At 64.9% G+C, this 25,082-nt stretch carries 26 protein-coding genes; 18 read left to right on the top strand and 8 right to left on the bottom strand.

Annotation, left to right across the window (positions count from 1 at the left end):
* Nucleotides 1-28: 28 nt before the first annotated feature.
* Both U5L98_RS18090 and trxB read left to right on the top strand, forming a co-directional pair.
* Nucleotides 29-238, top strand: coding sequence for a CPXCG motif-containing cysteine-rich protein (locus U5L98_RS18090; RefSeq protein WP_322559644.1), 210 nt, complete (start codon nt 29-31; stop codon nt 236-238).
* Between the two features lie 55 nt (nt 239-293).
* Complete coding sequence (gene trxB / locus U5L98_RS18085; protein ID WP_322559643.1) at nt 294-1,244, top strand: thioredoxin-disulfide reductase; 951 nt, start codon at nt 294-296, stop codon at nt 1,242-1,244.
* 103 nt (nt 1,245-1,347) lie between these two features.
* On the opposite strand, the gene U5L98_RS18080 is transcribed toward trxB, so the two are convergent.
* The gene (locus U5L98_RS18080) at nt 1,348-1,593 is read right to left on the bottom strand and encodes a SlyX family protein (RefSeq protein WP_322559669.1); all 246 of its coding nucleotides are present in this window, start codon (nt 1,591-1,593) and stop codon (nt 1,348-1,350) included.
* A gap of 95 nt (nt 1,594-1,688) precedes the next feature.
* On the opposite strand from U5L98_RS18080, the gene U5L98_RS18075 reads away from it, so the two are divergent.
* Nucleotides 1,689-2,153, top strand: a complete 465-nt coding sequence (locus U5L98_RS18075; protein WP_322559642.1) for a cold-shock protein — start codon at nt 1,689-1,691, stop codon at nt 2,151-2,153.
* A gap of 176 nt (nt 2,154-2,329) precedes the next feature.
* On the opposite strand, the gene U5L98_RS18070 is transcribed toward U5L98_RS18075, so the two are convergent.
* From U5L98_RS18070 to map, 7 genes are all read right to left on the bottom strand, one after another.
* On the bottom strand, nt 2,330-2,716 hold the full coding sequence (locus U5L98_RS18070; RefSeq protein WP_322559641.1) for a hypothetical protein: 387 nt from the start codon (nt 2,714-2,716) through the stop codon (nt 2,330-2,332).
* A 7-nt stretch (nt 2,717-2,723) separates the two neighbouring features.
* Complete coding sequence (gene dapE, locus U5L98_RS18065) at nt 2,724-3,896, bottom strand: succinyl-diaminopimelate desuccinylase (protein WP_322559640.1); 1,173 nt, start codon at nt 3,894-3,896, stop codon at nt 2,724-2,726.
* A complete protein-coding gene (gene dapD, locus U5L98_RS18060) occupies nt 3,883-4,908 on the bottom strand; it encodes a 2,3,4,5-tetrahydropyridine-2,6-dicarboxylate N-succinyltransferase (protein ID WP_322559639.1) in 1,026 nt (341 codons plus the stop codon). Before dapD ends, dapE begins: the two co-directional genes overlap by 14 nt.
* A gap of 45 nt (nt 4,909-4,953) precedes the next feature.
* Nucleotides 4,954-5,292 carry a Spx/MgsR family RNA polymerase-binding regulatory protein gene (locus U5L98_RS18055; RefSeq protein ID WP_322559638.1) on the bottom strand — a complete coding sequence of 113 codons (339 nt, stop codon included), beginning with the start codon at nt 5,290-5,292 and terminating at the stop codon, nt 4,954-4,956.
* Nucleotides 5,286-6,491, bottom strand: a complete 1,206-nt coding sequence (dapC, locus tag U5L98_RS18050) for a succinyldiaminopimelate transaminase (RefSeq protein ID WP_322559637.1) — start codon at nt 6,489-6,491, stop codon at nt 5,286-5,288. The genes U5L98_RS18055 and dapC overlap by 7 nt, the downstream gene beginning before the upstream one ends.
* Nucleotides 6,492-6,626: 135 nt before the next feature.
* Entirely contained in the window at nt 6,627-9,308 is a 2,682-nt protein-coding gene (locus U5L98_RS18045; RefSeq protein WP_322559636.1) for a [protein-PII] uridylyltransferase, read from the bottom strand.
* Between the two features lie 10 nt (nt 9,309-9,318).
* Nucleotides 9,319-10,110, bottom strand: coding sequence for a type I methionyl aminopeptidase (gene map, locus U5L98_RS18040; RefSeq protein ID WP_322559635.1), 792 nt, complete (start codon nt 10,108-10,110; stop codon nt 9,319-9,321).
* Nucleotides 10,111-10,394: 284 nt separating this feature from the next.
* Between map and rpsB the strand changes: the two genes are divergently transcribed.
* From rpsB to rnhB, 15 genes are all read left to right on the top strand, one after another.
* The gene (rpsB, locus tag U5L98_RS18035; protein ID WP_322559634.1) at nt 10,395-11,144 is read left to right on the top strand and encodes a 30S ribosomal protein S2; all 750 of its coding nucleotides are present in this window, start codon (nt 10,395-10,397) and stop codon (nt 11,142-11,144) included.
* A gap of 162 nt (nt 11,145-11,306) precedes the next feature.
* Entirely contained in the window at nt 11,307-12,176 is an 870-nt protein-coding gene (tsf, locus tag U5L98_RS18030) for a translation elongation factor Ts (protein WP_322559633.1), read from the top strand.
* 114 nt (nt 12,177-12,290) lie between these two features.
* Entirely contained in the window at nt 12,291-13,058 is a 768-nt protein-coding gene (pyrH, locus tag U5L98_RS18025) for a UMP kinase (RefSeq protein ID WP_322559632.1), read from the top strand.
* A 4-nt stretch (nt 13,059-13,062) separates the two neighbouring features.
* Nucleotides 13,063-13,620 carry a ribosome recycling factor gene (gene frr, locus U5L98_RS18020; RefSeq protein WP_322559668.1) on the top strand — a complete coding sequence of 186 codons (558 nt, stop codon included), beginning with the start codon at nt 13,063-13,065 and terminating at the stop codon, nt 13,618-13,620.
* Between the two features lie 118 nt (nt 13,621-13,738).
* Complete coding sequence (gene uppS, locus U5L98_RS18015; protein WP_322559631.1) at nt 13,739-14,527, top strand: polyprenyl diphosphate synthase; 789 nt, start codon at nt 13,739-13,741, stop codon at nt 14,525-14,527.
* Nucleotides 14,520-15,320: a phosphatidate cytidylyltransferase gene (locus U5L98_RS18010; protein ID WP_322559630.1), complete on the top strand. Its 801-nt coding sequence runs from the start codon at nt 14,520-14,522 to the stop codon at nt 15,318-15,320. The genes uppS and U5L98_RS18010 overlap by 8 nt, the downstream gene beginning before the upstream one ends.
* Nucleotides 15,321-15,322: 2 nt before the next feature.
* On the top strand, nt 15,323-16,498 hold the full coding sequence (ispC, locus tag U5L98_RS18005; RefSeq protein ID WP_322559667.1) for a 1-deoxy-D-xylulose-5-phosphate reductoisomerase: 1,176 nt from the start codon (nt 15,323-15,325) through the stop codon (nt 16,496-16,498).
* A 39-nt stretch (nt 16,499-16,537) separates the two neighbouring features.
* Nucleotides 16,538-17,896, top strand: coding sequence for a sigma E protease regulator RseP (gene rseP, locus U5L98_RS18000; RefSeq protein WP_322559629.1), 1,359 nt, complete (start codon nt 16,538-16,540; stop codon nt 17,894-17,896).
* 87 nt (nt 17,897-17,983) lie between these two features.
* Nucleotides 17,984-20,323: an outer membrane protein assembly factor BamA gene (gene bamA, locus U5L98_RS17995; RefSeq protein ID WP_322559628.1), complete on the top strand. Its 2,340-nt coding sequence runs from the start codon at nt 17,984-17,986 to the stop codon at nt 20,321-20,323.
* Between the two features lie 27 nt (nt 20,324-20,350).
* Complete coding sequence (locus U5L98_RS17990; RefSeq protein WP_322559627.1) at nt 20,351-20,857, top strand: OmpH family outer membrane protein; 507 nt, start codon at nt 20,351-20,353, stop codon at nt 20,855-20,857.
* A 28-nt stretch (nt 20,858-20,885) separates the two neighbouring features.
* Nucleotides 20,886-21,923, top strand: a complete 1,038-nt coding sequence (gene lpxD / locus U5L98_RS17985; RefSeq protein ID WP_322559626.1) for a UDP-3-O-(3-hydroxymyristoyl)glucosamine N-acyltransferase — start codon at nt 20,886-20,888, stop codon at nt 21,921-21,923.
* 105 nt (nt 21,924-22,028) lie between these two features.
* Nucleotides 22,029-22,472 (top strand): 3-hydroxyacyl-ACP dehydratase FabZ, encoded by a 444-nt coding sequence (gene fabZ / locus U5L98_RS17980; RefSeq protein ID WP_322559625.1) that lies wholly within the window; start codon nt 22,029-22,031, stop codon nt 22,470-22,472.
* A complete protein-coding gene (gene lpxA / locus U5L98_RS17975) occupies nt 22,469-23,236 on the top strand; it encodes an acyl-ACP--UDP-N-acetylglucosamine O-acyltransferase (protein WP_322559624.1) in 768 nt (255 codons plus the stop codon). The genes fabZ and lpxA overlap by 4 nt, the downstream gene beginning before the upstream one ends.
* Before the next feature lie 13 nt (nt 23,237-23,249).
* Nucleotides 23,250-24,446: a lipid-A-disaccharide synthase gene (gene lpxB / locus U5L98_RS17970; protein ID WP_322559623.1), complete on the top strand. Its 1,197-nt coding sequence runs from the start codon at nt 23,250-23,252 to the stop codon at nt 24,444-24,446.
* Nucleotides 24,443-25,081 carry a ribonuclease HII gene (gene rnhB, locus U5L98_RS17965; protein ID WP_322559622.1) on the top strand — a complete coding sequence of 213 codons (639 nt, stop codon included), beginning with the start codon at nt 24,443-24,445 and terminating at the stop codon, nt 25,079-25,081. Before lpxB ends, rnhB begins: the two co-directional genes overlap by 4 nt.
* Nucleotide 25,082 lies beyond the last annotated feature (1 nt).

The following is a 25,082-nucleotide window of genomic DNA, read 5'->3' as shown; positions in this document are numbered from 1 at the left end:
ACACGGTATCAGGGGTCGAGAAAACCGGATGCATGAGGAACAGCTGACGTCGCGTCGTGTGCACTGCCCTTACTGCGATGCGCCCTTCGATCTGCTGGTCGATACCACCCAGGGCAGTCAGGTCACCTGGGAGGACTGCCACATCTGTTGTGCGCCGATTCAGGTTCGGATCGAGATCGACCTGGAGGACGAGAGCGCCTTCCGGGTCGCCCTGGGGCGTGACGACGAAGTGCTGTAGGCTTCCCGCCGGGCGTCGCCCGAACGATTCACCCCGATCCATTAAGAGGTCCTCAATGAGTGATGCGCGTCACGAACGCTTGATCATCCTGGGTTCCGGCCCCGCCGGCTATACCGCGGCCGTCTACGCTGCCCGTGCCAACCTGAAGCCGCTGCTGATCACCGGCATCCAGGCGGGTGGCCAGCTGACGACCACCACCGATGTGGACAACTGGCCGGGAGACGATGCCGGCGTACAGGGCCCCGATCTGATGGAGCGGATGAAGCGCCACGCCGAGCGCTTCGACACCGAGGTGTTGTTCGATCATGTTCATGAGGTGGACTTGCGCGAGCGCCCTTTCATGCTGAAGGGCGACAACGGCGCCTACACCTGTGACGCTTTGATCATCGCCACCGGTGCGAGTGCTCGCTATCTGGGCCTCGAGTCGGAGCAGAAATTCATGGGGCAGGGGGTCTCGGCCTGTGCGACTTGTGACGGCTTCTTCTACCGCAAGCAGGAGGTGGTCGTGGTGGGTGGCGGCAATACCGCCGTCGAGGAGGCGCTCTATCTCTCCAATATCGCCTCCAAGGTAACCCTGGTGCACCGTCGGGACAGCCTGCGCGCCGAGAAGATTCTTCAGGACAAGCTGTTCGAGAAAGCCGAGAACGGCAACGTTGTGCTGGAGTGGAATCAGACTCTGGACGAGGTGCTGGGCGACAATAGCGGCGTGACCGGTGTGCGCCTCACGTCCACCGAGGATGGCAGCACGAAGGAAATTACCGCTCCGGGACTGTTCATCGCTATCGGTCACAGCCCCAATACCGGCATCTTCGAGAGTCAGCTCGAGATGGCAGGCGGCTATATCAAGGTCAAGTCGGGTCTCGGGGGTAACGCCACAGCGACCAGCGTGCCGGGTGTTTTCGCCGCCGGTGATGTAATGGACCATGTCTACCGCCAGGCCGTCACCTCCGCCGGTACCGGCTGCATGGCAGCGCTGGACGCCGAGCGCTATCTGGACGAGTTGTAAGCCAGCGACAAGCGCTCAGACTGTAGGGCAGTTGCCCGGGTGGCGCCGCCAACATTCCCTTGCCCCCTTGCCCCCTTGCCCCCTTGCCCCCTTGAAGCTTGGGTCAGTAGTGCGGCGGCACCTCGTCCTCAGGGCCGGGCGTCGTCGTGTCGTTCTCCTGCAGCGCTCGCTGCTGGTCGCGCAGTCTCTCCTGCATCAGCGCGTTGAGCCGCTCGAGGTGTGACAGCCGCTTCTCCTGGCCGGCCACGGCCACGTCGAGGATGTCGAGCCAGTGCTCCTGGTAGGCAATTCGGCTCTCCAGCGCCTCCAGGCGCATTGCCAGCTCTGCAGGCGTCGAATCGGTGCTCATGGTAAAATCATCCTGCTGAGTGTCGCCGTTCATCGTGGCATCTCCATGATGGTTTGTTCCTTCCTTTCACCCCGACAAGAGAGTTTTACAGGTCCATGAATCGAAAGGTCGTGTTTCGTTGCAGTCTCATCAGCCTGCTGCTGGCCGCGCCGGCCCCGCTGCTGATTGCCTTGTTCGTCCACCTTACCGGCGGCGCACTGTCCCGTGAGCTGTTTTCCAGCCTCCAGGTTGGCGGCGTGGCCATGGTCTATTTCGCCGCCGTCACCGCCATCTTTCTCGTACTGCTGGTCGCAACCCTGGCGGTCAACGCCCTTACGCCCCAGCTGGTCAACCTGGCCGAGGTCGAGGACGATGATCGCGAGATCGGTGAGGTCAAGTGGTTCAACGTCAACAAGGGATACGGTTTCATCACCCGTGACGATGGCGAGGATGTCTTCGTGCACTTCCGTGCCATACGCGGGCGAGGGCATCGTACCCTGGCCGAGGGCCAGAAGGTTCGCTATCACGTCATACAGAATGAGCGGGGGCTTCAAGCCGACGACGTCACCGTCATCACCTGAAAAACGGCCTGCGCTCGATCTTACTGCGTTGGAAGGTCGTCTCGAGATGCTCATTTAGCAGCTTGTAAACTCCGCTTTCTCGACGACCTTCCGCCTTGTCTGATCTTCGCTCGGCGCGTTTTCCCGCATTTCTAGCGTTCATCGCCCCGCCGTCGCGGGGCGATGGCGTTTCAGGGCTACTGACCCGAGTCGGGCCAGACGATCGGCTGCTCGCTGCCGTCGGGCAACACCTGGAGGAAGCGGTCCGGGTCGTCGCCGGGCTGCCAGCCACCCAGCGAACAGCGCACCTCGCAGCCTAGCCGGGCGGCGGCTTCCCGGGCACACTCCGTGTCGGTCGCCCAGGGCGTCGCGGGGCTGTCGAACCACAGGCTGGTGAAGCCGTCAGCGGCCTTCTCCACCACCAGCACCGGTATTTCGTCGGCTGCGGCGAGGCCGAGGGTGTGCCACTTGCGCTTGCCCAGTGGCGACAGAGGCTCGGCGGCGATGGCCTGCTGGAGCCAGGCATCCACACGCGAGATGTCACAGTGCGCCAGGTAGATCTCGATATCAGGATAGGATTGCATGGGCGCCTCAGAGCTGGGCCGTGCCGTTGACGAAGAGTCTGGCAAGGATCGCCTCGTAGACTCGGCTGAGGTCATCGAGGTCCGAGGCCAGTACCCGCTCGTTGACTTGGTGGATGGTGGCATTGCAGGGGCCGAGCTCGACCACCTGGCTGCCCAGGGTAGCAATGAAGCGCCCGTCAGACGTGCCGCCGGCGGTGGATAGCTCAGGGCGGTGCCCCAGGGCGTCCTCGACGCCATTGACGGCGGCCTCCACCAGTTCGCCCTCGGCAGTGAGGAAGGGCTCGCCGTTGAGCGTCCAGTCCAGGTGATAGTCGAGGCCATGGGCCTCCAGCAACGCCTCGGTGCGTTGCTGGATCTGCTCGTGGGTCACCTCGGTGGAGAAACGCAGGTTGAACACCACCTCGACCTCGCCGGGGATCACGTTGGTGGCGCCGGTCCCCGAACGGATATTGGAGACCTGGAAGCTGGTGGCGGGGAAAAAGGCGTTGCCGGTGTCCCAGTGTTCCCGCGCCAGGGCGTCCAGCGCCGGCAGCGCCTGGTGAATGGGGTTGCGCGCCAGGTGCGGGTAGGCCACATGGCCCTGAATGCCTCGGATATGCAGTACTCCGCCCAGCGAGCCGCGTCGACCGTTCTTGATCACGTCACCCAGCCGGTTGGTGGAGGAGGGCTCGCCGACAATGCAGTAGTCGAGACGGTCGTGGGTCTCTCGAAGGTGCTCGACCACGGCCCGGGTGCCGTCGACCGCCGGCCCCTCCTCGTCGGAGGTGATGAGGAAGCCGATGCGTCCGTGATGGTCCGGGTGTGCCGTCACGAAGCGTTCCACCGCAGTGACCATAGCCGCCAGGCTGCCCTTCATGTCAGCGGCACCTCTGCCTCGCAGCATGCCTGCCCCATCGATGCACGGCTCGAAGGGCGGGAAGTCCCAGCGGGGTTGGGGGCCGCTGGGCACCACATCGGTGTGGCCGGCGAAGGCCAGCAGCGGCCCATGGTGGCCACGGGTCGCCCAGAAGTTCTCCACGTCGCCGAAGGGCAGACGCTCGACCCGGAAGCCTAGCGCCTCGAGTCGCTCGATCATCAGCTCCTGGCAGCCCAGGTCATCCGGTGTCACCGAGGGGCGCCGGATCAGCTCGAAGGCGAGCGCCAGGGTCGGGGAGAGCGCTGGCGGCTCAATTGTTGGCATGCAGTGCCTCGTTGAGCGCGATGGCGCTCTTGTTGGTGAGGCACTCGATGCGTCCGTTCTGCGAGTTGCGGCGCAGCAGCAAGTCGTTCTGGTCGGCCAGTTCGCGGGCGGCTACGGTTTCGACCTCCTGGCCCTGGTCATCGAGCAGGGTGACCTTGGCGCCGGCGGTGAGGTAGAGGCCGGCCTCTATGGTGCAGCGGTCACCCAGCGGAATGCCGACACCGGCATTGGCGCCGATCAGGCAGCCCTCGCCCACCTTGATGACGATGTTGCCGCCGCCGGAGAGAGTGCCCATGGTGGAGCAGCCGCCGCCGAGGTCCGAGCCCTTGCCGACCATCACGCCGGCGGAGATGCGGCCCTCGATCATGCCCGGTCCCTCGGTACCGGCATTGAAATTGACGAAGCCCTCGTGCATCACCGTGGTGCCCTCGCCGAGGTAGGCGCCCAGTCGCACCCGGGCGGTGTCACCGATGCGCACGCCGCCGGGTACCACGTAATCGGTCATCTTCGGGAACTTGTCGACGCAGTCCACCGAGAGCGGGCGTCCCTCCAGGCGCGCCTTGAGGCGACGGGCTGGTAGCTCCTCGATGTCGATCGCCCCTTCGCTGGTCCAGGCGATGTTACGCAGCAGACCGAACATGCCGGTGAGCTCGAGCCCGTGGGGCTTGACCAGGCGATGAGAGAGCAGGTGCAGCTTGAGGTAGACCTCCGGTGCGCTCTGGGGCGGGGTGTCCACGTCCAGGAACATGGCTACCAGCGGGCGCCGGCTCGCGGCCAGGGTCTCGGCCAGTTCGGCCTGTTCCTCGTGGCCGGCGGCCTTCAGCGCGCCGGCCAGCTCGCTGCAATGCTCGGGCAGGAAACTGACCGCGGCATTGCCGTCGGGGGCGTCGAGTATCTTGGCGGCGGCGGCCACCAGGCTGGGGTCAGGATCGAGCAGTGGGGCCGGGTAGTAGATCTCCAGCCAGTCGCCCTGGGTATTTTGGGTGCCGATTCCGAGTGCAAAGCTCAGCATGGGGGTGGTGTCCTATGGAAGCGTGGAGGAGGGCCAGGGGAGGCCCTAGAGTGAGTCGTAGTCGCCGTCGCGGTAGCCGACGAGGATCTCGTCGCCGGTATCGAGCACCGGGCGCCTGAGCAGGGTAGGGTGGGCCAGCATCAGCTCGCGGGCCTTGTTGGCGTCGATGTCGGCCTTCGTTTCCTTGTCGAGCTGACGCCAGGTGGTGCTGCGCTTGTTCAGCATCTCCATGACCGGCACGCGGTGCAGGATGTGTTCCAGCAGCGGCGCCGAGAGCCCGTCCTCGCGCAGGTCATGGACCTGGAAGGAAATGCCCTTGTCCTCCAGGACCTTGCGCGCCTTGCGGCAGGTGTCGCAGTTCTTGATCACGTAGAGCGTCAGCATCGGGAACTCCTCTCGATAAAGCGGCGGATTCGCCTGGCGGCCTCTACGGTGGCCTCGACCTCGGCGACCAGCGCCAAGCGCAGCCGGCCGCTGCCGGGGTTGATTCCGTTGTTGCCGTCCCGCCCCATGTAGCTGCCGGGCAGCACGCTGACGTTCTCCGCGGCGTAGAGCGATCGGGTGAAGGCCTCGTCATCCCCGCCGGGCACCGCTGGCCAAAGGTAGAAGCTGGCCTGGGGGGCGGGGAAGTCCAATACCGGGGCGAGGACCTCGGTGACCGCGGCGAATTTCTCGCGATAGGCGTCCCGATTGGCGCGCACATGCGTCTCGTCGTTCCAGGCGGTGATTGATGCCTGCTGAACGGGTAGCGACATGGCGCAGCCATGGTAGGTGCGGTAGCGCTTGAACGGGGCGATCAGCTGTGCATCGCCGGCAACGAACCCGGAGCGCAGCCCCGGCAGGTTGGAGCGCTTGGAGAGCGAATGGAACACCAGGCAGCGCCGATAGTCGTGGCGGCCGAGGCGAGCACAGGCCTCGAGCAGCCCCGGCGGCGGGGCGGCCTCGTCCAGGTAGAGCTCCGAGTAGCACTCGTCCGAGGCGATCAGGAAATCGTGTTCATCCGCCAGGGCGATAAGCGTCTCGAATTCAGCCAGTGGCGTCACTGCCCCGGTGGGGTTGCCCGGCGAGCAGAGGAATACCAGTTGGACGTCGCGCCAGGTCTCGGCGGGCACGCTGCCCAGGTCCGGTCGAAAGCCGCTCTCGGCGGTGCCATCCAGGTAGAGCGGCTGTCCGCCGGCCAGCAGAGTGGCACCCTCGTAGATCTGGTAGAAGGGGTTGGGCATCGCTACCTTCGCCGTGCGAGTACGATCCAGCGCCGCCTGAACGAAAGCGAAGATCGCCTCCCGGGTGCCGTTCACCGGCAGCACCTGGTGGTCGGCATCGAGCCCAGTCAGCCCGAAGCGTCGCGTCGCCCAGCCGGCGATGGCGCCACGCAGCTCCGCGCTGCCGGCGATGGTCGGGTAGCGGGCGAAGTCTTCCTGGTGGCGATGCAGGGTGTTCAGGGCGGCGGCAAAGGGGGCGTGCTGCGGCTCGCCGATGGTCAGCGGGATAGGTGTCAGCCCAGCAGGCGGTGTCACGCCGGCCTTGAGGGCGGCGAGCTTCTCGAAGGGGTAGGGCTTTAGGGCGTCGAGGTCGGGGTTCATGGGTGTCCAGGTGCGCCTCGGACAGAGAGAAGAGTCCGGCGTCGTTATCGGTGTTGGCCCGCATGCCGTCGGCGGGCAGGGCGTCGATTATAGGGAACCCCCGGGGCGGCCTCAAACGGCGACCCGCGCCCAGCGTCAGCCGGGAATGGCAAGGACCTCGATGAGGCGCTCGCGCAGGCGCTGCTGGCGTTCCGGGTCGGTGAGCGGCGCGCCGGCCTTGTCGGTGATGAAGAAGACGTCCTCGACCCGCTCGCCCAGGGTCGCGATCTTGGCCGCCGACAGCGCGATGTCCTGCTCCATGAAGATGCGTCCTACCCGGGCCAGCAGGCCGGGGCGGTCGGGTGCGACCAGCTCGAGGAGGGTGCGGTCATTGGCCGGATCCTGTTCGATGCTGACCTCGGTGGGCACGCGGAAATGCTTGAGCTGGCGCGGTGTGTGGCGCGTGACGATCTGCGGGTAGTCGTCTGGGTCATCGAGTTCCTCTACCAGGTGCCGGCGAATCTCCTCGATGCGCTCGCGGTCGCGGATCGCCTGGCCATGGTCGTCCAGCACGATGAAGGTGTTCAGCGTCCAGTCGTTGCTGGAGGTGGCGATGCGGGCGTCGTGGATCGATAGCCCCAGCTGGTCCATGGCGGCGGCGGTGGCGGCAAAGAGGTCGTCCACCGAGAGGGTGTGGATGAAGACCTTGGTGCCGCCCTCGGCCATGTCGTCGGTGGGGGCGTTGATCAGGATCAGCGGCAGCTGGCTGTCGCCATGGTTCAGGATGCCCTGGGTCTGCCAGACGATCTCGCTGGGGGCGTACTGCAGGAAGTAGTCCTCGCCCAGCGACTCCCAGAGCCGGTCTACCAGGTTCATGTCGGCGCCTACCGTGGCCAGCAGGGAGTGGGCTTCGCTGCGCGTCTCCTGCACCCAGTCGTCGCGCTCCAGGGGATTCTCGAGCCCGCGTCGCAGGGCGCGCTTGGCCTCGCCATGCAACTGGCGCAGCAGCGAGGCTCGCCAGCCGTTCCACAGGGTCGGGTTGGTGGCATTGATGTCGGCAACCGTCAGCACGTAGAGGTAATCCAGCCGGGTCTCGTCGCCCACCAGGCGCGCGAAATCGGCGATCACATCGGGGTCGGTGATGTCGCGTTTCTGGGCCACCATGGACATCATCAGGTGGTGCTCCACCAGCCAGCTGACCAGGCGAGTGTCGCGGCTGGAGAGTCCATGGCGCTCACAGAAGGCCTCGGCATCCCGGGCACCAAGGGTCGAGTGGTCGCCGCCGCGTCCCTTGCCGATGTCGTGATAAAGACCGGCGATCCACAGCAGCTCCAGCTTGGGCAGTTGATGGATCAGGGTGGCGGCGACCGGGAACTCCTCCTTTGCCTCTGGCTTGCGGAAACTGTGGATGCATTTGAGCAGGCGCAGCGTATGGGCATCCACCGTATAGATGTGGAAGAGGTCATGCTGCATCAGCCCCACCGCCTGACCGAATTCGGGCAGGTATTTGCCGAGCACGCCATAGCGGTTCATGCGTCGCAGTTGGCGGGCCACATTGCCGCCGGAGCGCAGCAGCGCCATGAACAGACTCTGGTGACGCAAGTCGTCGCGATAGAGGTCGTCGATCATGTGGCGGTGGTCGCGGATCAGGCGGATGGTGTCGGCGCGCACTCCTTCGATCTCCGGGTGCTCGGCCATCAGCAGGAAGAGCTCGAGCAGCGCCGAGGGACGCCGGCGGAAGACATGGCGCGAGCGCGCCTGGATATAGCCTCCCTTGATCTCGAATCGCTCGTTGAGGGTAGTGGTGGTGAGTGCCTCGCCGTCGTGCAGGATCGCCTCGTCGAAGTGTTGCAGCAGCATGTCGTTGAGCCCGGCCAACGCCGTGACATGGCGATAGTAACGCTTCATGAATTGCTCGACGGCCAGGCGCTCCGGCGTGTCGCGGTAGCCGAAAAGCTCGGCGATGGTGCGCTGGTGGTCGAACAGCAGGCGGTCCTCCGCTCGGTCGGTCAGCATGTGCAGGGCATAGCGCACCTGCCACAGGAAGGCCTCGCCCTGGCTGAGGATGCGCAGCTCGGGATCGTTCATGAAGCCGCCGGCGACGAGGTCCTCGAAGCGCTGGGTGCCGAAGTGGCGCTTGGCCACCCAGCCGATCATCTGGATGTCACGCAGCCCCCCCGGCGAGCTCTTGATATTGGGCTCGAGGTGGTACTCGGAGTTGTTGTAGCGGTAGTGGCGGCTGATCTGTTCCTGCCACTTGGCCTCGAAGAAGCGATCCGCCGGCCACAGTTGGTCGGTGGACAGGCGCGACTGCATCGCCTCGCGCAGGCGTTCGGGCCCGGCCAGAGTACGCGTCTCGAGCAGATTGGTGATCACCGTCACGTCGGCCACGGCCTCTCGCTCGCAATCGGCGAGTGAGCGCACGCTGTGGCCAATCTCCAGGCCGATGTCCCACAGGAAAGTGATAAAGGCTGTGAGGGGTTCGCGATACGGTGTGTCGTCATCGTGCTCGAGCAGCAGCAGCAGGTCGATGTCGGAATGGGGATGCAGCTCGCCTCGGCCGTAGCCGCCCACAGCGAGCAATCCGACACCCTCGTCGGGCCAGTCGTGTTGTTCCCAGGCGATGGCCAGCAGGCGGTCCAGGCACCACGCCCGGCCGTGCACCAGGTCACGGATGTCGGCACCGGCGCGGAAACGCTCGTCCAGGCGGGCCTGGATACTGCGCAGCGCGGCCTTGAAGGGTGCGATCGGTGAGCGTTCGCCGGCGAGCTCGGCACGAAAGGCTTCGATATCGAAGAGACTTTCGTCGGGATCGAAGCGGTAGTGGTGCAGGAGCATGGCAGTCGACTCAGCGGTCGAGGAGGGAAAGGTCTTCGTCACTACGCGCGGTGAGTACCTCCACTCCCGTCGCGGTGACCAGCAGGGTGTGCTCCCACTGGGCGGTCAGACTCCTGTCCTTGGTCACCGCGGTCCAGCCGTCGCGCAGCACCTTGGTGCGATGATCGCCCACATTGATCATCGGCTCGATGGTGAAGCACATGCCCTCCTGGAGGGGGATGTCGGCCTCGGGGGCATAGCCGTCGTAGTGCAGGATCTGCGGATCCTCGTGGAAGCCGGCGCCGATGCCGTGCCCGCAGAAGTCGCGCACCACCGAATAGCCATTGGCCTCGGCGTGTTCCTGGATGGCGCGGGCAAGCGTGGAGAGGTGCACGCCCGGGCGCACCAGGGCGATGCTGCGGTACAGGCATTCTTGAGTGACCCGGCAGAGGCGCTCGCCCTGGATGGTCTCGCCAATGATGAACATCATGCTGGTATCGCCGTGGTAGCCGTCGGCAGTCTTCACGGTAATGTCGATGTTCATGATGTCGCCCTTCTTGAGTTTCTTGGCGTCATCCGGAATGCCATGGCAGACCACGTGGTTGATCGAGGTGCAGATCGACTTGGGAAAGCCGTGATAATCGAGCGGCGCCGGGGTGGAGCCCAGCTCGTCGACAATATAGTCGTGGCACAGCCGGTCCAGCTCGCCGGTGCTCACGCCGGCCGTAACATGGGGGATGAGCATCTCGAACACGCTGGCGGCCTGGCGTCCCGCTTCGCGCATCTTATCGATCTCGTCGGGCGTCTTGATGGGTACGTTCATGGAATCTCGAATCAGGGGTGGTGTCGCCCGGGCAAGGGTGGGCTTGAGCATCGGACGACTTCATCTCGGAAGCCATCCATGGTATAAAGCTGCGCGCTTTCCTGCAATCGCGGAGCCTTGTCGATCCTTCGGCACCTCAGCGATGAGCGAGAAGTGCGATCAATCAATGCAACGCCTTGAAATCACACATGCACCGTCACATGGTCCCGGGTGCTGTCGGGTTGCTCCGACGGTCGGATCCATGGGGTGCGTGGAGGCCTAACCCGATTTTCCAGGAGTCATCCATGGCACACGTCAATATGCGTGACCTGCTCAAAGCAGGCGCTCACTTCGGCCACCAGACCAAGTACTGGAACCCGAAGATGAGCAAGTTCATTTTCGGCGCCCGTAACAAGATCCACATCATCAACCTCGAGCACACCCTGCCGGCCCTCAACGAGGCCATCGATGTGGTCGAGAAGATGGCGGCGGCCAACAACAAGATCCTGTTCGTCGGCACCAAGCGCAGCGCGAGCAAGATCATCAAGGAAGAGGCCAATCGCGTCAGCCAGCCGTTCGTCAACCACCGCTGGCTCGGCGGCATGCTGACCAACTACAAGACCATCCGCGTCTCCATCAAGCGTCTGCGCGAACTCGAGGCCATGCACGAAGATGGCACCTTCGAGAAGCTGACCAAGAAAGAAGTGCTGATGGCGACCCGCGAGCAGGACAAGCTCGAGCGGTCCGTGGGTGGTATCAAGGAAATGGGCGGCTTGCCCGATGCGCTGTTCGTGATCGACGTGGACCATGAGCGTATCGCCATCAACGAGGCGAACAAGCTGGGTATCCCGGTCATCGGCGTGGTGGATACCAACTCCGATCCCGACGGCGTCGACTACGTGATCCCGGGCAACGATGACTCCATCCGTGCCATTCAGATCTACGTCAAGGCCATCGCTGATGCCTGTGCCCGTGCCAAGGAAGGTCGTCCCGACGAGTTCGTCGAGGTGATCGAAGAGGCCGCTGCTCAGGAAAGCGACAGCGCCGCCGAGTGATCGCGGTCCGTCTGATCGGCGGCTGTGGATGGCCTGTCACACCGTTGCCATCGATGCCGGTTAGACGAGAAGGGGGCCGTGGCCCCCTTTTTTATACGAATTCACCGGATTCTCCGCTGCGAGGGTCCGGCCCACTTCCCGAGACATTCAGAGGTGATACCCATGGCAGCTATCAGCGCCTCCCAGGTGAAGGAACTGCGCGAGCGTACCGGGCTCGGCATGATGGAGTGCAAGAAGGCACTCACCGAAACGGGTGGTGACATCGAAGTCGCCATCGAGAACCTGCGCAAGAGCTCCGGGCTCAAGGCCGCCAAGAAGGCCGGTCGCACGGCCGCCGAAGGCGCCGTGGTGACCCGCGTCGCCGACGACAGCTCCTTCGGTGTCGTGGTCGAGATCAATTCCGAGACCGACTTCGTCGCCCGCGACGAGAACTTCACGGCTTTCGCCGACAAGATCGCCGATGCCTTCTTCGCCGCCAAGAGCGAAGACGTGGCCGCGGTGATGGAAGGTGCGCTGGAGACGGCTCGCGAGCAGCTGGTACAGAAGATCGGCGAGAACATCGGCGTGCGTCGCTGTGCCGTGGTCGAGGCACCGGAAGGCGGCGTGGTGGGCGAATACGTCCATGGCGGCCGCATCGGCGTGCTCACCGTGCTCAAGGGCGGCAACACCGAAGTGGCCAAGGATGTCGCCATGCACGTGGCGGCCATCAACCCGACCGTGGCGCTTCCCGAGGACATGCCGCAGGCGCAGTTGGATGCCGAGAAGGCGATCATCCTCGCCCAGCCCGACATGGCCGGCAAGCCCGAGCAGATTGCCGAGAAGATGGTGCAGGGCCGCCTCAAGAAGTATCTGGCAGAGAACAGCCTGACCGAACAGCCTTTCGTCAAGAACCCGGACCAGACCGTGGCCGAGTTCGTCAAGGCGGCCGGCGGCGAAGTGGTCGGTTTCACCCGCTTCGAGGTGGGCGAGGGCATCGAGAAGGCAGAGGTCGACTTCGCCGCGGAAGTGATGGAACAGGCCAAGCGCAGCTGAGGTCTCAGGTTCCAGTGTGAAGATGGCGTGCGCGCGAGCGCACGCCTTCGCGTATCCGGCCGGTGAGTCCGGTCATCCATCCGTTCCCAAGCGTCGAGAATCGGGAGATACCCCATGACCAGTGCTGATCACCCTGCCTCCAGCAAGCCCGAGAAGACCCGCGCCGAAGTGTCCAAGTACAAGCGTATCCTGCTCAAGCTCTCCGGCGAGGCCTTGACCGGCGATGCCGACTTCGGCATCGACCCCAAGGTGCTGGATCGCCTGGCGCTGGAAATTGGCCAACTGGTGGGGATCGGCGTCCAGGTCGGCATCGTCGTCGGCGGCGGCAACCTCTTCCGCGGGGCGGCCCTGCACGAGGCGGGCATGGATCGGGTCACCGGCGACCACATGGGCATGCTGGCCACGGTGATGAATGCTCTGGCCATGCGCGATGCCCTGGAGCGTTCCAACATCCGCTCGCGTGTGATGTCGGCGATTCCGATGAGTGGCGTGGTGGAGCATTATGATCGCCGAACCGCCATCCGCTACCTGACGTCCGGGGACGTGGTGCTGTTCTCGGCCGGCACCGGCAATCCTTTCTTCACCACGGACTCTGCGGCCTGCCTGCGCGGCATCGAGATCGACGCCGACGTGGTGGTCAAGGCCACCAAGGTCGATGGTGTCTACGACAAGGACCCGGTCAAGCATCCCGAAGCGGTCAAGTACGAGCAGCTGTCCTATGATGATGCGCTCGACCAGAAGCTCGGGGTGATGGATTTGACCGCCATCTGCCTGGTGCGGGACCATGACATGCCAGTGCGGGTGTTCAACATGAACAAGCCGGGTGCCCTGCTGAACCTGGTGGTGGGTGGCAAGGAAGGCACGCTGATTGACAGAGGGTGAGACAGTGATCGATGACATCAAGAAGGATGCGCAGAGTCGCATGAAGAAGAGCCTCGAGGCCCTTCACCAGAACTTCAACAAGATCCGTACCGGTCGGGCGCATTCCAGCATCCTGGATGCGGTGACCGTGGATTACTATGGCAGCCAGGTGCCGCTCAATCAGGTGGCCTCGATCAACACCGAGGACGCCAGGACCTTGAGCGTGGTGCCCTGGGAGCAGCAGATGGTACCGAAGATCGAGAAGGCCATCATGACGTCCGATCTCGGCCTCAACCCGGCGAGTGCCGGCAACGTGATTCGCGTGCCCATGCCGATGCTTACCGAGGAGACGCGCAAGGGCTACATCAAGCAGGCTCGCCAAGAGGCTGAGCATGCTCGGGTGGCGGTGCGTAGCGTGCGCCGCGATGCCAACGGTGATCTCAAGTCGCTGCTCAAGGAGAAGGAGATCACCGAGGACGAGCAGCACCAGGCCGAGGAAGCCATCCAGAAGCTTACCGACAGCATCGTCGCCGAGATCGACAAGGCGCTGGAGTCCAAGGAACACGACCTGATGCAGGTTTGAGGACGGCAGGCGGCGCCGGCGAACGGCGCGGCCGGCGATGGATCGCCTCACGGCGAACCGCGGTGAAGCGTCCGTGGTTCGCCGGCTTTCATGCTTTTTACCCGCCATGCGAGACATCATGACGTCACCGCAGTCTCCCCGTTCCGGGGCCACTACCGACGATGGACCCGTTTCCGGCGAGGCGCCATTGCCGCGCCACGTGGCCATCATCATGGACGGCAACAATCGCTGGGCGAAGGCGCGCGGTCTGTCCGGCGTGCGTGGCCACCATGCCGGCGTGGAGGCGGTGCGCGCCGTCATTCGTCGCGCCGCCGAGCGGGGCATCGAGACTCTCACGCTGTTCGCCTTCTCCAGCGAGAACTGGAAGCGGCCTGCTAGCGAGGTCAATGCGCTGATGGAGCTCTTCCTCCTGGCGCTTCGTCGTGAGGTCAAGAAACTCCACCGGCACGGCATTCGCCTGTCGGTGATCGGTGACCGCAGCGGCTTCTCCACCTCGATCCAGAAGCATATCGCCAGTGCCGAGGCGCTGACGCGTGACAATACCGGCCTGCACCTGGTGATCGCGGCCAACTATGGGGGGCGCTGGGATATCGCCGGTGCCGCCCGGCGGCTGGCTGAGCGGGTCGCCGCCGGCGAGCTCGACCCCGAGATGATCGACGAGCTGGCCCTCGACGAGGAGGTGAGCCTGTCCGGCGATGCCCCGGTGGACTTCTGCATCCGCACCAGCGGTGAGCAGCGCATCTCCAACTTCCTGCTCTGGCAGATGGCCTATGCCGAGCTCCATTTCACCCCCGTGCTGTGGCCCGACTTCGATGGCGCGGCCTTTGACCGCGCGCTGGCTGACTTTCAGGGTCGGCAGCGACGCTTCGGCATGACCGACGAACAGATCGAGGCACAGGGTGCTTAGACAACGGATCATCACCGCGGCCTGGTTGATCCCGCTGGCCCTGTTCGGCCTGTTCGGCCTGGAGGGTGAAGGGTTCCGTCTGTTCACCGCCGTCATCGTGCTGCTCGCCGCCTGGGAATGGGCCAACCTTGCCGGTATCACCGCGCCGGGTCCTCGCCTGCTTCTGGTGGTGGGCCTCGCCTTGCTGTTGGCACTGTGCTGGGTGACCGGCGCCGGGCTGTCGACCTGGCTGCTGTGGCTGGGTGCGCTGGGCTGGCTGGTCAACCTCTACTGGGTGACGAGTTATCCTGCGCGCCTCGTGCAGTGGCAGTCGACCGGCATGCGCCTGGCCATGGGGCTCTGGGTGCTGCTGCCGACCTGGGTGGGCTTCAGTGTTCTTCGCGAGGGCGGTGCCCTTTGGCTGCTTTTCGTGCTGCTGCTGGTGTGGGGTGCCGACATCGGCGCCTACTTCGTCGGCCGAGCCCTCGGCCGTCACAAGTTGGCCCCCAGTGTGAGCCCCGGCAAGACGTGGGAGGGGGTGGCTGGTGGGCTGGCCGTCACCGCGCTGTTGGCGATCGGCTTCGCTACCTGGCAGGGTCTCGGCGTCACCGGTGGACTGATTCTGCTGCTGGCGACGGCGTCGGTGACGCTGGCCTCGGTACTGGGCGACCTGCTCGAGAGCATGCTCAAGCGCCATCGCGGCATCAAAGACTCCAGCCAGCTGCTACCCGGGCATGGTGGAGTGCTCGACCGGGTCGACAGCCTGACCGCCGCGGTACCACTGTTCGCCCTGCTGTCCGGGGGCCTGCTGTGACCCTGGAGCGTGTGACCGTTCTGGGCGCCACCGGCTCCATCGGCACCAGCACCCTGGACGTGCTCGGCCGTCACCCGGAGCGCTACCGGGTACATGCCCTGACCGCCCACCGCTCCCGGGAAGCGATGCTGGACCAGTGCCGGCGCCATCGGCCGGCGGTGGCGGTGCTCGATGCCGAGGAGGACGCCGCCTGGCTGCGTGGGCAGCTGGCCGAGGCGGGGCTCGCCACCGAGGTGCGGGCCGGTCGTGAGGCGCTGGTTGAGGTGGCCGAGGCCCGTGAGGTGAACACTGTGATGTCGGCCATCGTCGGTGCCGCGGGCCTCCTGCCGACGCTGGCTGCAGTGAAGGCTGGCAAACGGGTCCTGCTGGCCAACAAGGAGGCCCTGGTGATGTCCGGGGCGCTGTTCATGGACGCCGTGGCGCGTCACGGCGCCACCCTCCTGCCGATCGATTCCGAACATAATGCCATCTACCAGTGTCTACCCATCGACCATCGTGGTGGCCTGGTACGCCACGGCGTGACGCAACTGCTGTTGACTGCCTCCGGTGGCCCCTTTCGCGGCTGGTCGCGGGACGATCTGATCAGCGTGACCCCGGATCAGGCCTGCGCCCACCCCAACTGGTCCATGGGGCGCAAGATCTCGGTGGATAGTGCCACCCTGATGAACAAGGGACTCGAGCTGATCGAAGCATGCTGGCTCTTCGATGCCCGTCCCGACCAGATCCAGGTGGTGGTGCACCCCCAGAGCGTGATTCACTCCATGGCGGCCTACAGCGACGGCTCGGTGATTGCCCAGTTGGGCAATCCGGACATGCGCACTCCCATCGCCTATGGGCTGGCCTGGCCGGAGCGCATCGATGCCGGGGTAGAGACCCTTGACCTCTTCCGGGTCGCGCGGCTCGACTTCGAGCCTGCCGACGAGATGGCCTTTCCCTGCCTGCGTCTGGCCCGGGAGGCCATGGACGCGGGTGGCACAGCGCCGGCGGTACTCAATGCCGCCAACGAGGTGGCGGTGGAGGCCTTCCTGGCCGGCCGTCTCGGCTTTACCGGCATCGGCGAGCTGGTGGCCCGGGTGCGCGATGAGCGCTCTGTGTCGCCGGCCGAAGACCTCGAGACCATCCTCGAGGCCGATGCTCTCGCCCGGCGCGCGGCTCACGCCTGGCTGGCGCGGCAATGATGCGCGCGCCTCGACGCTGTTGACTGCAAGGAGACTGACTTGGGCTTGATCCAGAACGTGCTGGCCGTGATCGTGGTGCTCGGCCTGTTGATCACCTTCCATGAGTTCGGTCACTTCTGGGTGGCCCGGCGCTGCGGCGTGAAGGTGCTGCGTTTTTCCGTGGGCTTCGGCAAGCCGCTGTGGTCGCGCCGTGATCGTCATGGTACCGAATTCGTGGTGGCCGCGATCCCGCTGGGGGGCTACGTCAAGATGCTCGACGAGCGCGAAGGCCCGGTTGACCCTGCCGAGCGACAGCAGGCCTTCAATAACAAGACGGTCTGGCAGCGTATCGCCGTCGTTGCTGCCGGGCCCCTGGCGAACTTCCTGCTGGCCATCGTGGCTTATTGGGCCCTCTTCGTTGCCGGCACCACCGCGGTGGCGCCGGTGATCGGCAGCGTGGCGCCGGACTCGCCCGCCAGCCGTGGCGGGCTCGAGGCCGGTCAGGAGATCACCGCGGTTCGGGGCGAGGCGGTACGCTCCTGGGACGAGATCAACCTCAAGCTGGTCGCGGCCATCGGTGCCAGCGGAGAACTGGAGGTACAGGCCCGCGACGAGGCGACAGCCGACCCCAGGACCTATCGTTTGCCGGTGCAAGATTGGCTGGTGCGTCAGGATCCTCCCCGGCCACTGCCGAGCCTGGGACTGACGCCCTGGCAGCCGGAAATTCCCGCGGTGCTGGGCCAGCTGATCGAGGGCGAGGCGGCGGCCGAAGCAGGCCTGCAGGTGGGTGACGAGGTCGTCGCGGTTAATGGTGAACCGGTGACGGACTGGATGGCCTTCGTCGATCGCGTCCGCGCCAGCCCCGGCGAGCCTCTGGATCTCACCGTGCGACGCGACGGCGAGCGTCTCTCGGTTACGATGACCCCCGGCCGCAACGAACTGGAGGAGGGTGTGGTCATTGGCTATATCGGTGCCGGCGTCGAGCCCGTCGAATGGCCCGAGGAGTACCGTCGCGAGATCCGTTATGGGCCGGTGGCCGCGGTGGGTCAGTCGCTGTCACGCACCGGCGAGATGACGGTGCTGACCCTGGGGGCCATCCGCAAGATGGTGGTGGGCCTCATTTCGCCGTCGAATCTCTCCGGCCCCATCACCATCGCGCGTATTGCCGGCGAGTCGGCGCGCTCCGGACTCGAGAGCTTCGTCAGCTTCCTGGCGTATCTGTCCATCAGCCTGGGCGTGCTCAACCTGCTGCCGATTCCGGTGCTCGACGGTGGCCATCTACTCTATTATCTGGTCGAGGTGGTACGCGGTCGCCCGGTGTCCGATCAGGCCCAGGCCGTAGGCCTGCGTATCGGTCTGGCGCTAGTCGGTACCTTGATGCTTATGGCGCTCTATTTCGACCTCATGCGACTCTGGTAGCCGGGCGCTGGCTTGTCAGTGGCCAGTACAAATGTATAAGGTGCCTGTCTAGACAGGACGGCAGATCAACGCGAGCGAATCGACTGCATGAAAATCAAGACCATCGGACTGGCGGCGCTGCTGCTCGTAGGTGCCCAGGCGGCACAGGCGGAACCTTTCGACGTTTCCGACATCAGGGTTGAGGGGCTGCAGCGGGTTTCTCCCGCTTCCGTGTTCAATGCCTTTCCTGTCAGCGCTCCCGATCGGGTCGACGAGCGCGAGCTTGCCGAGGCGGCCCGGGAGCTCTTCGCTACGGGTCTCTTCGAGGACGTCCGGCTGGCCCGCGAGGGGGATGTTCTGATCATTCAGGTGGTCGAGCGCCCGAACATCGCGCGACTCAATATCGAAGGCAACAAGCAGATCGCTGACGAAGATCTACGTAATGGCCTCAAGCAGGCCGGGCTGAACGAGGGCCAGGTGCTGCAGCTCTCTACCCTCGAGGAGATCCAGCGCGAGTTGGAGGGGGTCTATCAGTCCCAAGGTCGCTACAGTGCGCGGATCGACACTTCCGTCGAGGAGGTCGGCGAGGGGCAGGTCCAGGTCAATATCGATATCGACGAAGGGGCGGTAGCCAAGATCCGTCAGATCAATATCGTCGGAAACCGTGACTTCGAGGATGACGAGCTGCGCGATGTGTTCGAGCTCGACGACAAGCCGGGCTGGTTCTTCGGCTGGTTCTCCAGCGACGAGTACTCCCGCGAGGCTCTGTCCGGTGATCTGGAGCGGCTGCGCTCCTTTTATCTGGATCGCGGCTACGTGAACTTCAACATCGAGTCCTCCCAAGTCTCGATCAGCCCCGACAAATCGCGGATTTTTGTTACCGTGAACATCGACGAGGGCCGACAGTATCGCCTGGGTGACATCCGTTTTGCCGGCGAGCTGAGGATCGCCGAGCGCGAGGCTCGTGAGCTGCTGGAAGTAGAAACCGGTGAGATCTTCTCGCGTAGCGATGTCACTGCCTCCGCGGAGGCCTTGCGCTCGCGTCTGGGTGCCGAGGGCTTTGCCTTCGCCAACGTGGACGGGATTCCCGAGATTGCCGCTTCCGGGGACACCGTGGATCTGACCTTCCGTGTCGAGCCGGGTCGCCGGGCCTACGTGCGGCGCATCGAGTTCACCGGCAATACCACCACTCAGGATGAGGTGCTGCGGCGCGAGATGGTCCAGATGGAGGGGGCGCCAGCTTCCACCGAGTCGATCAGTCAGTCGCGTCAGCGCCTGGAGCGATTGGGCTTCTTCAAGCAGGTCGACGTGGAAACGCGTCCGGTGGCCGGTGAGCCCGACCAGCTGGATGTCACCTATACGGTAGAGGAGCAACCTTCGGGTTCGATCTCGGCGAGCATTGGCTTCTCCCAGAGCGCCGGGGTGATCTATGGTGCCTCACTGTCCCAGAACAACTTTCTGGGTACCGGCAACCGGGTCAACCTGGGTGCCCAGCGAAGCGATACCTACACCAGCCTCAACTTCGGCTTCACCGACCCCTACTGGACCTTGGACGGCATCTCGCGCGGCTATAATCTCTTTTATCGCGAGACCGACTACGAGGACTCCGATATCTCGACCTACTCCACCGACGCCTTCGGTGGGGGCATCAACTTCGGCTATCCGATCAACGAGCTGACTCGCCTTAATTTCGGAGCCGCGGCCGAGGACCTATCCATCAAGACCTACCGCGACACGCCGGCCGAGATCATCCAGTACGAGCAGGATCAGGGGAATGACGCCCAGAGCCTGAAGCTGACAGCCAGCTGGACCCGCAACAACCTCAACCGCGGCATCATGCCCACTGCCGGCAACTACCAGCGCCTGTCGCTGGAGACCGCCGTGCCAGGGAGCGATGCCGAGTATTACAAGCTGCGCGCCCGGGCCCGTCAGATCGTCCCCTTCAACGAGGAGCAGACCTGGGGGCTGAAGTTCAGCGGTGAGCTGGGTTATGCCGACACCGTCGGCAACGACCCCTATCCGTTCTACGAGAACTTCTTCTCCGGCGGTCTCGGGTCTGTCCGCGGTTTCACCGGCAATACCCTGGGGCCGGCCACCACCGAGCGCAATGGCGGTAATGACCGTACCCTGGGCGGCAACGTGCTGGTGGAAGGCAGCGCCGAGGTGCTCTTCCCCATGCCCTTCATCGAGGACCAGCGTTCCTTGCAGGCATCGCTTTTCCTGGATGCCGGCAACACCTTCCTAACCGACTGCTACGACGTGCCTGACGGGTTCATCTCTTCGTGCGAGTCCGGTGTGGACCTCGGCGAGTTGCGCTACAGCGCAGGGATCGGTCTATCCTGGCTGACCCCGGTGGGGCCGCTGACGTTCAGCGTCGCCGAAGCGCTCAACGACGAAGAGGGTGACGATACCCAGTTCTTCCAGTTCTCGCTGGGTCAGACCTTCTGATCCGGCCCCTATCGAGGAGTCCCCACCATGCGCAAGCTTTCCGCCTTCCTATGCTTCGGCTTGTTGGCCGCCGTCAACCTGCCGGCTCAGGCCGACGAGGTGGCCTTGCTCGACTGGCGCGCTGCGTTGATGGAGACCGACGCCGCTCAGCGTTCCATGAACGAGTTGCGCAACCGTCTCTTCGAACAGCAGCAGGAGGCGGAGTCCCTGGGCCAGGAGCTTCAGCAGATGCAACAGCGTCTTCAGCAGCAGGGCGAGAACATGACCGAGACCGAGCGGCGTACCTCCATGCAGGAGTTTCAGCGCAAGGGGCAACGCTTCGAGCAGCTGCGCCAGGAGATCGGCCAGGCGCGCCAGCAGTCCGAGCAACAGTTCCTTCAGCAGGCCGAGCCCAAGCTGGATCAGGCCGTCCAGCAGGTCATCGACCGCCACGGGGTCGAGGTACTGGTGGAGCCGAACGGCGTGCTGCATTCCGAACGGGATCTGCAGAACCTGACGGGGGAAGTCACCGAGATCCTCAACACCCTCTACTGAGCCGGCCGAGCCACCACAGCGAGTTCCCATGAACCAAGACGCCCGAACCCTCACACTTGCCGAGATCGCCGAGCGACTTGGAGCCCGCCTCGAGGGTGACGGCGAAAAACGGGTGAGCGGCTTGGCCACGCTCAGGGATGCCGAGCCGGATCAGGTGGCCTTCCTCGCCAATCGCGCCTACCTCAAGGACCTCCCGGAGACCCGCGCCGCCGCGGTGCTTTTGGCACCCGGCCATGCCGAGAGCTGCCCGGTGGCGCGCCTGGAGATGGATAATCCTTACCTCGGCTATGCTGGGTTGTCGCGGCTCTTCGATCCCCTCGCCGGACGCACCCCTGCCGGTATCCACCCCACGGCGGTGGTCGCCGACGACGTTCGCCTGGGTCGGGAGGTGGCCATCGGGCCCCAGGCGGTGATCGAATCGGGAGTCGAGTTGGGTGACGAGGTGGTCATCGGTCCGGGTTGTGTCGTTGGTGCAGACTCGCGTATCGGCCCCGGGTCGCGCCTGCATGCCAATGTGACCGTTTGCCATGGCGTGGTGATCGGGGCCAGGGCACTCCTGCATAGCGGCTGCGTGATCGGCGGTGATGGCTTCGGTTTCGCCCACGACGGGGCACGCTGGCACAAGATCGCTCAGCTGGGTGGCGTGGTGCTGGGCGACGATGTCGAAGTGGGTAGTTGCTCGAGTATCGATCGCGGGGCACTCGGTGACACCCTGATCGGTGATGACGTCAAGATCGACAGCCAGGTGCAGATCGCTCATAACGTGCAGATCGGCGATCACAGCGCTTTGGCCGGCTGTGTGGGCATTGCCGGTTCCACTCGCGTGGGTCGGCACTGCATGCTGGGAGGCGGCGTGGGGCTCTCCGGCCACCTGACCATCGCAGATGGCGTCCAGGTCACCGGTATGAGCCTGGTGACCAACTCGATCCTCGAGCCGGGGATCTACTCGTCGGGTACCGGTGCCATGGATAATGCCCAGTGGCGCCGCAACGCGGTGCGTTTCAAGCAGCTCGATGACATCGCCAAGCGGCTGGCACGGCTCGAGAAGGCCGGTCGCAGCGGTTGAGGGCGTGTCGCAGGGCGGTATAATCCACTGCCTGTTTTCGCCGGTCCCTGCTGCCGGCCATGCCCCTCCGAGGAAGGGCATCCTGTCATTTCAGAGGTTGTTACGATGGTAATGGACATCAACGAGATTCGTGAGTATCTGCCCCACCGCTATCCCTTTCTGCTGGTGGATCGGGTGACGGAGATCACCCTTGGCGAATCCATCGTTGCCTACAAGAATGTCAGCATCAATGAGCCCTTCTTCAACGGCCACTTTCCGCATCATCCGATCATGCCCGGCGTGCTGGTGATCGAGGCGCTGGCCCAGGCCTGCGGCATTCTCGGCTTCAAGACCGTCAACAAGCTGCCGGCCGACGGCTATGTCTATTACCTGGTGGCCAGTGACAACGTGCGCTTCAAGCGTCCGGTGATGCCCGGCGACCAGCTGGTGCTGGAGGCTCGGGTTGAGCGCACCAAGCGAGGCATCTGGAAATTTGCCTGCCGAGCCACGGTGGACGGCGAGCTGATTTGCGAGGCTGATATCACCTGTGCCGAGAGGAAGGTCGCTTGATACACCCTACCGCCCTCATCGACCCCACTGCGTGCCTGGCTGACGATGTCGAGGTCGGGCCTTTCACGGTGATCGGGCCCGATGTCGAGGTCGGTCCTGGTAGTCGCATTGGCCCCCATGTCGTGCTCAAGGGGCCCACCGTGCTGGGCGCGCGCACCCGTATCTTCCAGTTCGCCTCGGTAGGCGAGGACTGCCAGGACAAGAAGTACGCAGGGGAGCCGACCCGCCTGGTGATGGGGGACGACAACGTCATTCGCGAAGGGGCCACCCTGCACCGCGGTACCGCCCAGGACCGTGGTGAGACCACTATCGGTTCGCGTAACCTCATCATGGCCTACGTTCACGTCGGCCATGACTGCGTGATCGGCAACGACTGCATCCTGGCTAACCAGGTGACGCTCGCCGGTCATGTGCACTTGGGGGACTTCGTCATCCTCGGGGGGCTATCGGCTATCCATCAGTTCTGCCATTTCGGCGATCATGCCATGGCCGGCGGTGGCTCGATCATCACCAAGGACACTCCGGCCTATGTGATGATCAACGGCAACCCGGCTCAGGTCCACGGCCTCAACCTGGTGGGGCTAAAGCGCCGCGGTTTCTCGAAGGAGGCCATCCGTGCGCTGGGCGAGGCCTACAAGCTGGTCTACCGCCAGGGCCTCACCACCGAGCAGGCCCTGGTCCAGATCCGCGAGCGCTTCGCGCTGCCCGAGACCGAGGCCTTTGCTGCCTCCATTGAGGTCTCGACCCGCGGCATCATCCGCTGAGCATGGCGACGCCATGACGGTCCGTCGCGTCTATCTGGTCGCGGGCGAGCTCTCCGGCGATCTCCTCGGAGCTGGCCTGATGCGGGCGCTGAAGGCGCGTCATCCGGGAGTCGAGTTCCGCGGTATCGGGGGCTCGCGCATGATCGCCGAGGGGATCGACAGCCGTTTCCCCCTGGAGACCCTATCGGTGATGGGCCTGGTCGAGGTGATCCGGCACCTGCCCGGACTGGTCCGCGTCCGTCGCGAGCTCAGGCGCGATGCCCTGTCCTGGCAGCCCGACATCATGGTCGGCATCGATGCCCCGGACTTCAACCTCGGGCTGGAGCGCCAGCTGCGCGAAGCGGGCCTGACCACCGCCCACTACGTGAGCCCCTCCGTCTGGGCCTGGCGCCAGGGTCGGGTGAAGGGTATCGCCCGTTCAGTTGACGCCATGCTCACCTTCCTGCCCTTCGAGGCGGCATTTTATCGTCATCACCGGGTACCGGTGGCGTTTGTCGGTCACCCGTTGGCCGACGAGCTGCCTCTCGACAACGATCGGACATCCGCGCGTGCGGAGTTGGGGCTTCCGTTGAATGGCCAGATTCTGGCCATGCTCCCCGGCTCACGGGCCAATGAGATTCGCTTCTTGGGCACCACTTTCCTGATTGCCGCGGAACGGCTGTGTACCGCGCGACCGGGCCTGCGGGTGGTGATCCCGGCCGCCACGCCCGAACGCCGCACCGAGCTGGAAGCGCTTCTGGCCGAACGTCCCGCCCTGCAAGATCGACTGACCCTGGTCGATGGCCAGGCTCGCGAGGCCATGGTGGCAAGCGATGCCGTGCTGCTCGCGTCGGGCACCGCAGCCCTGGAAGCGATGCTCTGTCACCGTGCCATGCTGGTCGCCTACAGGATGGCGCCCATGACCCATTGGCTGGCCAAGCGACTGGTGAAGACCGAATGGATCTCGCTTCCCAATCTGATCGCTCGCGAGGCCCTGGTGCCGGAGTTGATCCAGGACGCGGCCACGCCCGAGGCCATCGCCGAGCACTTGAGTGCCATGCTCGACGATGAGGCGGGGCGGGAGGCCCTTGAGGCACGCTTCGCCGGGATACATGCTGGCCTGCAGCGCGATGCCAGCCGCCGCGCTGCGGAGGCCATTGAGGCGCTGGTGGCGGGAGATCCCCTGCCGGCGAGCGTGGCGCCCGAGCTGCCCGCTGAGGTGTCGCCGTGACGGTCAAGGAGTGCGCGCGAGGGAGAGGGAGCCGCGAGCTGTCGCCGCTGGTGATCGACTATGTCGGTGACTGTCTCGCCGGCGTTGACGAGGTAGGTCGCGGTCCTCTCGTCGGCCCGGTGGTCGCCGCTGCGGTGATTCTCGATCCGGCACGGCCTATTGCGGGCCTTGCCGATTCCAAGGTGCTCACCGCCCGGCGTCGTGAGGCCCTGGCGCTGGAGATCCGCGAACGGGCGCTGGCCCTTGCCGTGGCTGAGGCGTCGGCCGCCGAGGTAGATGCGCTCAATATCTACCATGCTACTCACCTCGCCATGCGTCGTGCCATCGATGCCCTGGTGCCGGCGGCGGAGTACCTGCTGGTGGACGGAAATCGGCTGCCCGGGCATCATATTCCCGGTCAGGCGGTGGTCAAGGGCGATGCCCGCCACCCGGCCATCGCCGCCGCCTCGATACTGGCCAAGGTCGCCCGTGACGCGGGCATGGTGGCCCTCGATGCCCGGCATCCCGACTACGGTTTCGCCCGCCACAAGGGCTACCCGACTCGCGAGCACCTGGCCGCCCTGGCGCGCTTGGGCCCGCTGCCCGATCATCGTCGCTCCTTCGGCCCGGTCAAGCGCCAGCTGGCACTGTTCTGAT

It is taken from the genome of Halomonas sp. (assembly GCF_034520545.1).
GTDB lineage: Bacteria > Pseudomonadota > Gammaproteobacteria > Pseudomonadales > Halomonadaceae > Halomonas.
The sequence above is the reverse complement of the archived record's forward strand: the minus strand, read 5'-3'. Positions and strand labels throughout refer to the sequence as shown.